The sequence below is a fragment of the Amycolatopsis sp. NPDC051716 genome (genome assembly GCF_040681595.1).
Classification (GTDB): domain Bacteria; phylum Actinomycetota; class Actinomycetes; order Mycobacteriales; family Pseudonocardiaceae; genus Amycolatopsis.
Map to the genome: position 1 here is coordinate 144925 of NZ_JBFAZA010000023.1, position 9442 is coordinate 154366.

A 9442-nucleotide genomic window follows, 5' to 3' on the forward strand; every position below is an offset into this window, starting at 1 on the left:
GGGCTAACCCACATAATCGCTTCACTGGTTACTCAGGTACTCAGGATCGAAGGGAGCGACGATGAGTGCGGTACCGACCTTGGGCGTGGTGGCCCTCGACTGCCCCGACCCGGTGGCGCTGGCCGGGTTCTACCGCGCGGTGCTGGAGTGGGAGGCGCCCGAAGTGGCCGAGGACGGGCACTGGGTGACGCTGGCCAACCCCGCCGGCGGCGCGGACCTCGCGTTCCAGCGGGTGCCCGACTACCGGCCACCCGCGTGGCCGTCCGCGGAGAACCCGCAGCAGATGCACCTGGACCTGAACGTCACGGACCTGGAAGCGGCGCACGAGCGCGTGCTCGGGCTGGGCGCGAAGCTGCTCGACGACAAGCCGGAGACGTTCCGCGTCTACGCCGATCCGATCGGGCACCCGTTCTGCCTGTGCGCCTGCTGAGGCGTTTTTGCGTAGGCTCGGCGGTGTGATTTGTCCGAAGTGTCAGAACCAGATGCGGACCGTCGACAAGAACGGCATCCACATCGACCAGTGCGACGGCTGCCGCGGGATCTTCCTCGACCGCGGTGAGCTCGAGGCCATCGTCGGTGCGGAGAGCTCGTTCTACGGCCGGCAGCCACCGCCGTACCAGGGCGGTCACGGCCGTCCCGACTCGCCGCGGCCCTACCGCGGCGGTCACCCGGACTCGCCGAAGGCGTACCGCGGTGGCTACCCGGACTCGCCGCGGCCGCACCGCGGGGGCTACCCCGACTCGCCGCGGCCGCACCGGGGGTACTCGGATTCGCCGCGGCCGTACGGGCACGGGAACCGCAAGCGCAGCTTCCTCGAGAACCTTTTCGACTGAGATGGGTCTCGACCTGCGGATCTGCCCGGCGTGCGGCGAGCTGGCCGAACACCCGGTCGTCGCGGGCTCCGTCATCACGTGCCCGAAGTGCGGGCACGAGTGGGCGTTCCGGAAGCTGCCCCTCTTCGCGCTGACCGGCCCCAGCGGCGCCGGGAAGTCGACGATGGGGCCGCTGCTGGCCGGGCGGTTCGCCGGCGACGTCGTGCTGCTGGAGCAGGACATCCTCTGGATCGATGCCCTGCGCGGCGACGTCACGTCGTTCCGCTCGGTCTGGCTGCGGATGGCGGCGATGGTGCAGCAGAACGGCCGCCCGGTCGTGCTGTGCGGGACGGTGGCGCCGCCGGAGTTCGAGCAGCTGCCGGAGCGCGCGTTCTTCAGCGACATCCACTACCTGGCGCTGGTCGGGTCGCCGGAGTCGCTGCGCGCCCGGCTGCGGGCGCGGCCGGCCTGGCGGGAGTGGGACGAGCCGCGGATCGACGAGATGCTGGAGTTCAACGACTGGCTGCGGAAGTCGGGCCCGGGCCTCGGTGTCGACCTCTTCGACACCACGGACGTGTCCCGCGAGGCGACGGCCGACCACGTGGAGAAGTGGATCCGGGCGCGGCTGCCTTAGCTCGCCGGGTCGAGGTCACGCCCCGGCGCGGTTTCGTCCAGCGGCCAGGTGCGGCCGTCCGGCGAGTCGAGCCAGAACTCCTGCCGGTCGCCGGTCACCGTCACCCCGAACCGGTCGCGGTCCGGTTTGCCCAGCTCGCACCACTCGACGAAGGCCGCCTCGGCGAGCTCCCACAGCGCCCGCGGGCCGCCTTGGGCGACCTCGTCGGCGCCGCCGCGCTTGCGGTGGCGGACCCATGAGCCGTCCGGGTGGACCAGCGCGAGACCCGGCGTTTCGCCGTCGCCTTCGCGCACCGGCCGCACGCCGGGCAGCGCCAGCCCCGCGAAGAACTCGAACTGCTTGCGGGGCTGGAGCACCGTCGACATCGGCAGCCGCGTCTGCTCCCAGTCGCCGCGTGACGGCATCGGCAGCGGGCCGGTCTCCGGGAGCCGGTGGGCGCGCAGCGGCATGAAACGGCCGTCGCGCGCGAGGACGCGGCCCTGCGCGGTGCCGTCCTCGCCGGCGACGAGCCGGACCAGCCCGGCGCCGATCGGGCGGTTCAGCGTCGTGACGATCAGCCCGCCCGGCGCGGTCTGCGCCGGCCAGGCCGGCGGGATCGATGACACCGAAGCGGTGCACAGCACCCGGTCGAAGATCTTCCCGGCCGGAAAGCCGAGCGCGCCGTCGCCCACCGCGCACGCCGGGTGGTGCCCCGCGGCGGCCAGCCGTTCGCGCGCCGCCGCGACGAGCACCGGATCGATGTCCACTGTGGACACCCGACCGGCGCCGCAGCGGTGGCTCAGCAGCGCGGCGTTGTACCCGGTGCCGGTGCCGATCTCGAGGACGCACTGCCCGTCGCGCACCCGCAGGTCCTCGAGCATGATCGCCATGATCGAGGGCATGCTCGACGAGCTCGTCGGCGTGCCCGCCACCGGGCCGGTGCGCCGGGCGAGCTCCCAGCGGTCCGGGTCGTCGTCGAGCTGCGTCACCAGCACGTCGCGGGAGTAGACCGTCTCCAGCCAGCCGGGGTCGCCGCGGTCGACCGCCGCCCACAGCCCGCCCGCCGGTACGAAGAACCGCGGCAGGAAGACGTGGCGGGGGACCGCGCGGAAGGCGGCGATCCACTCCGGCGCGTGCAGGACGTCCTCGTCGAGGAGGTGCTCGACGAGGCGTCGCCGCAGCCGGGCCGAGCGCGTCATGGGACCACGGTAGCGGTGAGCACCACCACACCCGAAAGTTGCAAGCAGTGTGCTTGCAATAGCTAGCACTCCCGCGTACCGTCGAAGGTGTCGCGAGGAGGTGACCGGATGACAGAGACCGGTGGGACGTCAGGATCCGGCAGTCCCATGGAGAAGGTCGCGGACATCGCTTCCGACATCGGCGAGTACATCCGCCAGCAGCGCAACACCGCGAAGATCTCGTTGCGCCAGCTGTCGAAGCTCGCCGGCGTGTCCAATCCGTACCTGAGCCAGATCGAGCGCGGGGTCCGCAAGCCCAGCGCGGAGATCCTGCAGCAGATCGCCAAGGGCCTGCGCATTTCGGCGGAAGCGCTGTACGTGCAGGCCGGGATCCTCGATTTGCCGACGGGCGGCCCGGTGGGCGACGCGATCCGCGCCGACGCCGAGCTGACCGAACGGCAGAAGCAGGTCCTGCTCGACGTGTACGAGTCCTTCCGGCGGGAGAACGCCGCGGCACGGCCGGCCGCCGCTCCCGCCCCGGAAACCGCAGACACCACACCAGCCGCGAACACTGAGGAGTCACCATGACCACCCCCAAGACCGAAGACGTCAAGAAGGCCGTCACCACCGCCCTCGACCAGGTCCGCACCCCGCTGCTCGCCGCGCTCGGCGCCGGCAACCTGGCCACCCACGCCGTCACCGACGCCGTGGCGAAGGCCAAGGAGAACGTGACCAAGAGCGGCGAGGTCGCCCGCAAGAACCTGCAGGAGCTGCCGACCGACGTCGAGAGCCTCCGCGAGAAGCTGGACCCGGCCGAGCTGCGCAAGGCCATCGACGAGTACACCGAGGCCGCGCTCAAGCTGTACAACAAGCTGGCCGAGTCGGGCGAGCAGGCGTGGGACAAGATCGCCACGCAGCCGCAGGTCAAGAAGGCCATCGAGCAGCTCGAAGAGGCCCTGACCACCGCGCAGGGCCAGGTCGAGGGCGTGACCACCGAGGTCCGCGAGCGCGTCGACGGCGTGCTGGCCAAGGTGACCAAGCGCACCCGTTCGGCCGGCGAGAAGACCGCCCGCAAGGTGACCAAGGTCGCCGGCGAAGCCGCCGACACCGTCGAGGAGCTGGGTGACGACCTCGCCCACGAGACCCGCTCGGTCGCCCGCAAGGCCGCGAACAAGACGGCCCCGAAGACGGCCGCCCCGGCCCGCCGCACGACCACGACGACGACCACCACCAGCGCCGCCGCGAAGAAGCCGGCCGCGCCGAAGACCGACAAGTGACATCGCTGTGAACTCCCGGCCCCGCCACCGCACCCCCGGTGGCGGGGCCGGGGTCGTTCGGGTGGTTTGCCGTAAGCTGTCGCTGTGCTAGTCGCCATCTGGATCCTCAATGTCATCCACTGGGGCAGCGCGCTGGTCGGGCTCTTCGCCTTCGTGCACGCGCTGCTCCAGCGCGCCGACGCCTACTCCGCGGCCGACCGCAAGACCAAGCCCATCTGGATGCTGATCACCGGCGGCGCAACCCTCGCCATGGTGCTGTTTCCGGTGATGGGCCCCGGGATGATCTTCTACGTGCCCGCCATGGCAGCGGCCCTGGTCTACATCGTGGACGTCCGCCCGAAGCTGATCGAAGTCCAGCGCGGCGGCTCCAGCTGGTGAACCAGCTCCTGGCGCCGTTGCGCCGGGTGCGTCTTCTCCCTGCCATCCCCTCCTGCCGGGTGCGCCTCCTTCCCGCCCGCGCCGGCTCCGGCGGGGCGCTGTTTTAATGGGGTCGTGACCTGGACGATCGCCGGGAGCCTCACCGTCGTTCCCGCCCCCACGCGTACTGACCTGCTCGCCGAGCCCGTGGCCAAGGCCCTGGCCGCGCTCGCCGACCCGGACGCCGTCGGCGTCGCGGAGATCGACTCCTCGCTCGCCGACACCGCCGCCTTCTGCGAGGCCTACGGCTCGCCGCTAGAGGCGTCCGCGAACTGCGTCGTCGTCGCCGGCAAGCGCGCGGGCGAAGTCCGCTTCGCGGCCGCGCTCGTGCTCGCGACCACCCGCGCCGACGTCAACGGCGTGATCAAGCGCCGCCTCGACGTCCGCAAGGCGTCGTTCGCGCCGATGGACGAAGCCGTCTCGCTGACCGGGATGGAGTACGGCGGCATCACGCCGGTGGGCCTGCCCGCCGAATGGCCGATCCTGCTCGACCGCCGCGTCGCCGACGCACCCGAGCTCGTCATCGGCAGCGGGATCCGCGGCAGCAAGCTGCTGATCTCCGGCGCCGCGCTGGCCGCTCTGCCCGGCGCGGAGGTCGTCGAGGACCTCGCCCGGTGACGTCCGTCTGGCTCCGGTACCTGACCGGTGCCGACATCGACGCGCTCGGCGTCACCGACGCCGAGATCGTCGCCGCGGTCGAGGACGTGCTCGCCGACCACGGCCGCGGCCAGGTCGTCTTCGAGCCGCGTACGCACCTCGTGCCGGACAACGGCGGCAAAGGCCACTTCAACATCCTCCGCGGCCACCTCTCCGCCAAGCAGGTCAGCGGGGTGAAGGTCGTCGGTGACTTCGTGGGGAACTTCGAACGGGGCCTCCCTTCGGAAATGGCGTTGATCCTGTTGCTCGACCCGGACACCGGCATGCCGCGGGCGATCGTCGACGGCACGATGATCACCGAGGCCCGCACCGGCGCGATGACCGCCGTCGGCGCGAAGTACCTGGCCCGTCCGGATTCACGGGTGCTCGGGCACATCGGCGCCCGCGGTACCGCCTGGTGGAACGTCGTGCTGCTGGACTCCTTGTTCGACTTCGCCGAGATCCGCGTGACCAGCAAGCGCCCGGAGTCGCGTGAAGACTTCGGCCGCCGGCTGTCCGAGCGGCTCGGCAAGGACGTCCGCGTCTGCGCCACGGCCGAAGAGACCCTGGACGGCGCGGACATCCAGGTCGAGGCCTCCCGGCTCGTCGAGCCCGAGGCGCTGGTGCGCCGCGAGTTCCTCCGGCCGGGCACCTTCCTGGTGCCCTACGGCACGATCAGCGCGCTCGAGCTCACGCTGCTCGACGACATCGACAAGGTCGTCGTCGACGACTGGCGCGAATCGCGGTCCGGCAACCCGCGGTTCGGCGCCCTGCGCCCGCAGCTCAACGCCGGCCTCCTCACCGCGGACAACGTCCACGCCGAGATCGGCGACATCGTGGCGGGCAGCAAACCCGGCCGCGAGCACGACGCCGAACGGATCCTGTTCTGGCACCGCGGACTGTCCACAACGGACGTTGCGGTGGCGAACATGATCCTCGCCCGTGCCGAGGCTTCCGGCGTCGGCACCATGCTGCCTTACCGATGATCGTCTCCGACAGCGAGTTCGCTGACAGTGAACGGTTGATTCTGGACAAACCGCTGGTAGAAGCCCTGAAGCGTCGCCGGGACGCGGTCTTGACAGCCCTTGCCGAGCCGGAAAATCCGGTCTACGGGGTCACCACCGGGATGGGCCGCCTCGCGGGAGTCGTGCTGGATCCGCGGCAGCAGGCCGAACACCAGCGCAACCTGCTCATCGGCCGGGCCGTCGGCGGGCCGCCGTGGCTGCCGCCCGAAGACGTCCGCGAGCTGCTCGTCGTTCGCCTGCGCGACTTCCTGCGGCCGTGGTCGGGGGTGAGCGCCGAGCTGGTGCAGTTCCTGGTGGACCGGTTGAACGACCGCTTCACGCCCGCGGTGCCGCGCTTCGGGCTCGGCAGTTCGGGCGAGATCATCGCGCTTTCCCACGCGTTTCAGACGTTCTTGGGCATCGGCACGGTTTTGGAGGACGGCGTCGAAGTGCCGGCCGCGTCGGCGCTCGCCGCGCGTGGTGCCACGCCTTATGTCCTTGGGCCGAAGGAAGGTGCTTCGCTGCTTCAGGGTTCTCCGCTGGCGATGACGCACGCCGCGCGTGGCTGGACCGAAACCCAGCAGCTCATCGACCTGCAGACGCTCACCGCGGCGATGGCGATCGACGTGCTCGGCGCGCCGCGTGCGGTGTTTTCCCCGGTCATGGCGGGCGGCGACGATCACCTGCGTGCGTTGCTGCATGAGCTGACCGAGCTGGTCGGCATCGGCCCGGTGCGGCCCGGTCTGGTGCAGGCCCCGCTTTCGGTGCGGGTCGCGCCGCGGGCGCTGGCGCACGCGTCCCGCGTCAACCGCGACTTGCACGAAACCCGGCGACGCTGGGAAACGATGCCGGGTGATTCGCCTTCCTTCGTCGACGGTGCTTTCGTGCCGGGCACCGGATATCACGCGGTGGACCTGGGGTTGCGGATGGACGCGGTGACGGCCGCGCTGGTGCACCTCGGCGAGATTTCGGTGCAGCGGACGCACCGGTTGCTGGACGAGCGGTTCAGCGGGTTGCCGCCGCAGCTCACGGCCGATCCGGGGCCGCGGGCGGGCTTGGTCCCGCTGCACAAGCGGGCGGCCGGCGAACTGCACGCACTGCGCCGGCTCGCGACACCGGCGACCCTCGGCTCGATCGACACATCGGCCGGCCAGGAGGACGTGCAAGCGTTCGCGTCGGCGGCCGGCGAGCAACTGCGCGCGGCGGCTTCGCACCTTTTCGCGATCACGGCGTGCGAGCTGATCACGGTGTCCCAGGCCCGGTACCTGGCCGGTGGGGACGGTGTGCCGGGGCTTCGTGCGGCCTACGGGTGGGTGCGGTCAGTGGTACCGCCGCTGGACGAGGACCGCTCTCTCGGACCGGAAGTCGAGCGTCTGATTGCTGTTTGCCGAGCGGCTTTCTTCGACGATCTGGCGACGCTCACCTGACCCACCCCGCGGGGGCGCCCCCCGTCTCGACACTATCGCGCGGCGCTGACGATTTCGGGGCGCCCGCAGGGAAATCCGCGGGGTTGTCCACAGGTTTGCCCCGATGTGGACAACCGGCCGCCGGAGGCCGCCGAATCGGACATCCGGCGGGGGCGGGGCGCTACCTTCGTCGTTGTGCGCCCTCCGGGGACGCGGACCCCGGGAAAGGAGGGATACGACGGCGGGTCCGCGTGAAGGTGAGGGTGCGGGCATACGGGCGGAAGCCCAGATCGCGATACAGAGGGAGGGCACCTGCGGATTTCGGATGGTTGATCACCGGATACACGACGGCTTCGCGAGTGCCGGCGTGGTGGGCCGCGTGCAGCGCGGCGAGGCACACCGCGCGGGCGAGCCCCGTGCGACGGAACTCCGGCAAGGTTCCGACGGGCTCCAGTTCGCCGACGGCATTGCGTTCGTCGAGCCAGATCAGGCACTGGGCGGCGAACCGGCCGTCGGGTGCTTCGACGACCCAATCCAGTTCGGCCCGGTACGGCCAGGCGGCCATGACGCTGCGGTAGCTCGGTTCGGTCACCCTCGACGGGTGCCAGACCGCGCGGTGCACGGCGACGCGGCGGGCCAGATCGTCCGGTACGACCGGCCGGAGCGTGAAACCGGCCGGCACGACCGGCTCGGGCAAATCGACGAGGAGGCGAGACATATACGACTGGTGAACGGAACTCTCCTGAAGCGCGTAACCGCGACGTTCCAGAGCGGCGACGACATGCTTCTCGGCGTCGAGCACGGTGACAGCGAGCTCGGCCGCCGAGGCGGTGTCCTCGAACCAGCCGAGCACCTCGAGCGCGAGTTCCGGGCGCGCCGGATCCACGAGCAGCGCGAGTTCACCGGGTAGCGAAATCCAGCCCCACGCGACGACTTCGCCATCCGCTTCCCACAGCACGGTCGGCCACTCGGCTTCCCGGCCGGCGTGCTGGAACCGCTGCCACGCGAGATCCCCGACGTGCAGCGAACTCGCCTTCGACCAGTTCCGCTGGGCCACGCTCTGCATGGCCCGCAGGTCGGCCGGACCGGCGTAGCCGCGGCGCGTGAGAGCGGGCATGGGCAGAATCGTGCTGTGCCGCGCCGGCCTTCGCCAAGCGGTTTACCGCGGAGGTGGAGGGTTGGACGTCGGGCTACTCGGGCGCGCGGCCGCGATGTTCGCGGTGACGAACGTCGACGACCTGGTGCTGCTGGCGGTGTTCTTCGGCCAGGCGGCCGGACGCCGTGGCGAGCTCAAGGTCGTGGCGGGGCAGTTCTTGGGCTTCGCGGCGATCTTGGCGGTGTCGGTCGCCGGAGCGCTCGGTGCCGGCCTGCTGCCGGACGGCGCCGTCCGGTGGCTGGGCGTGCTGCCGGTGCTGCTGGGGATACGCGCGGCGTGGCAAGCGTGGCGCCAGGACGAGGACGAGCCACCACCGGCGGCCGGGGTGGTCGGCATCGCGACGGTGTGCTTCGCCAACGGCGGAGACAACGTCGGCGTGTACGTCCCGGCGTTCGCGGCGACCGGGCCCGCGGGCCTGGTGGGCTACGTGACGGTGTTCCTGGCGGGCGTGGCGGTGTGGTGCGCGGCGGGCCGGTTCCTGGCGACCCGCCCGGGCATCGCCCGGCTACTCGCCCGCTGGGGCCACGTGGCGCTGCCGGCCGTACTGATCGCGCTCGGCGTGCTGATCCTGATCGGCGCGTTCTAGCGAGGGGCGACGAGCAAGCGGGGGAGGGGAGGGGGAGGGGGCGGGGGCGGGGCGGGGCCGGAGGCGGAACCGTGACGGTCGGCGCTCAAAGACCGGCGCGCGGTGCTCAAAACGGCCATGGTCGCCCACGCGCCGAGGACAATCGCGATCGCTAACCCCAACAGGCAGCTGATTCCACTGGGGCGCTCAAGGTTGCCTCATTGTGGCGAATCTGACGTCAACGCAGCCGATCAACAGGCCAAGGCGTGTGGCGATCATGAAACTGAGAACCAAAATTCTGGCCACCATCACGTTCACGTTCGCCGCGGTCCTGGCCGTGGCCGTACCGGCGCCGGCGGCCACCCCGCCGCAAACCGT

Annotated in this window: 12 protein-coding genes; 10 read left to right on the top strand and 2 right to left on the bottom strand. The window is 71.1% G+C overall.

All coding sequences use genetic code 11. The features are described from left to right. The first annotated feature begins 61 nt into the window (after positions 1 to 61). From AB0M30_RS29595 to AB0M30_RS29605, 3 genes are read left to right on the top strand one after another with little or no spacing between them, the layout of a single operon-like run. Positions 62 to 430: a VOC family protein gene (locus AB0M30_RS29595; RefSeq protein ID WP_364590082.1), complete on the top strand. Its 369-nt coding sequence runs from the start codon at positions 62 to 64 to the stop codon at positions 428 to 430. A gap of 7 nt (positions 431 to 437) precedes the next feature. After that, on the top strand, positions 438 to 833 hold the full coding sequence (locus tag AB0M30_RS29600) for a zf-TFIIB domain-containing protein (protein ID WP_364590085.1): 396 nt from the start codon (positions 438 to 440) through the stop codon (positions 831 to 833). Between the two features lies 1 nt (position 834). Next, positions 835 to 1446, top strand: a complete 612-nt coding sequence (locus AB0M30_RS29605) for a nucleoside kinase (RefSeq protein WP_364590088.1) — start codon at positions 835 to 837, stop codon at positions 1444 to 1446. On the opposite strand, the gene AB0M30_RS29610 is transcribed toward AB0M30_RS29605, so the two are convergent. Next, complete coding sequence (locus AB0M30_RS29610) at positions 1443 to 2624, bottom strand: methyltransferase domain-containing protein (RefSeq protein ID WP_364590091.1); 1182 nt, start codon at positions 2622 to 2624, stop codon at positions 1443 to 1445. The genes AB0M30_RS29605 and AB0M30_RS29610 overlap by 4 nt on opposite strands. A gap of 147 nt (positions 2625 to 2771) precedes the next feature. Between AB0M30_RS29610 and AB0M30_RS29615 the strand changes: the two genes are divergently transcribed. From AB0M30_RS29615 to AB0M30_RS29640, 6 genes are all read left to right on the top strand, one after another. After that, a complete protein-coding gene (locus AB0M30_RS29615) occupies positions 2772 to 3191 on the top strand; it encodes a helix-turn-helix transcriptional regulator (protein ID WP_103341411.1) in 420 nt (139 codons plus the stop codon). Next, positions 3188 to 3880, top strand: a complete 693-nt coding sequence (locus AB0M30_RS29620; protein ID WP_364590094.1) for a hypothetical protein — start codon at positions 3188 to 3190, stop codon at positions 3878 to 3880. The genes AB0M30_RS29615 and AB0M30_RS29620 overlap by 4 nt, the downstream gene beginning before the upstream one ends. A gap of 84 nt (positions 3881 to 3964) precedes the next feature. Continuing rightward, positions 3965 to 4258, top strand: coding sequence for a DUF2516 family protein (locus AB0M30_RS29625; protein ID WP_013222364.1), 294 nt, complete (start codon positions 3965 to 3967; stop codon positions 4256 to 4258). A 114-nt stretch (positions 4259 to 4372) separates the two neighbouring features. Beyond that, positions 4373 to 4915: a YbaK/EbsC family protein gene (locus tag AB0M30_RS29630; protein ID WP_364590097.1), complete on the top strand. Its 543-nt coding sequence runs from the start codon at positions 4373 to 4375 to the stop codon at positions 4913 to 4915. After that, complete coding sequence (locus AB0M30_RS29635; protein WP_103341413.1) at positions 4912 to 5919, top strand: ornithine cyclodeaminase family protein; 1008 nt, start codon at positions 4912 to 4914, stop codon at positions 5917 to 5919. Before AB0M30_RS29630 ends, AB0M30_RS29635 begins: the two co-directional genes overlap by 4 nt. Further along, on the top strand, positions 5916 to 7364 hold the full coding sequence (locus AB0M30_RS29640; RefSeq protein ID WP_364590101.1) for an aromatic amino acid lyase: 1449 nt from the start codon (positions 5916 to 5918) through the stop codon (positions 7362 to 7364). Before AB0M30_RS29635 ends, AB0M30_RS29640 begins: the two co-directional genes overlap by 4 nt. A 160-nt stretch (positions 7365 to 7524) precedes the next feature. On the opposite strand, the gene AB0M30_RS29645 is transcribed toward AB0M30_RS29640, so the two are convergent. Beyond that, positions 7525 to 8460, bottom strand: a complete 936-nt coding sequence (locus AB0M30_RS29645) for a GNAT family N-acetyltransferase (RefSeq protein ID WP_364590104.1) — start codon at positions 8458 to 8460, stop codon at positions 7525 to 7527. Positions 8461 to 8521: 61 nt separating this feature from the next. On the opposite strand from AB0M30_RS29645, the gene AB0M30_RS29650 reads away from it, so the two are divergent. Beyond that, positions 8522 to 9085, top strand: coding sequence for a cadmium resistance transporter (locus tag AB0M30_RS29650; protein ID WP_364590107.1), 564 nt, complete (start codon positions 8522 to 8524; stop codon positions 9083 to 9085). Positions 9086 to 9442 lie beyond the last annotated feature (357 nt).

What these genes read in the sequence shown, in the direction of transcription:
- AB0M30_RS29595 (WP_364590082.1), top strand. Translation starts at nt 62, where the DNA reads ATGAGTGCGGTACCGACCTTGGGCGTGGTGGCCCTCGACTGCCCCGAC.
- AB0M30_RS29605 (WP_364590088.1), top strand. Translation starts at nt 835, where the DNA reads ATGGGTCTCGACCTGCGGATCTGCCCGGCGTGCGGCGAGCTGGCCGAA.
- AB0M30_RS29610 (WP_364590091.1), bottom strand. Translation starts at nt 2,624, where the DNA reads ATGACGCGCTCGGCCCGGCTGCGGCGACGCCTCGTCGAGCACCTCCTC.
- AB0M30_RS29615 (WP_103341411.1), top strand. Translation starts at nt 2,772, where the DNA reads ATGGAGAAGGTCGCGGACATCGCTTCCGACATCGGCGAGTACATCCGC.
- AB0M30_RS29620 (WP_364590094.1), top strand. Translation starts at nt 3,188, where the DNA reads ATGACCACCCCCAAGACCGAAGACGTCAAGAAGGCCGTCACCACCGCC.
- AB0M30_RS29640 (WP_364590101.1), top strand. Translation starts at nt 5,916, where the DNA reads ATGATCGTCTCCGACAGCGAGTTCGCTGACAGTGAACGGTTGATTCTG.
- AB0M30_RS29645 (WP_364590104.1), bottom strand. Translation starts at nt 8,460, where the DNA reads ATGCCCGCTCTCACGCGCCGCGGCTACGCCGGTCCGGCCGACCTGCGG.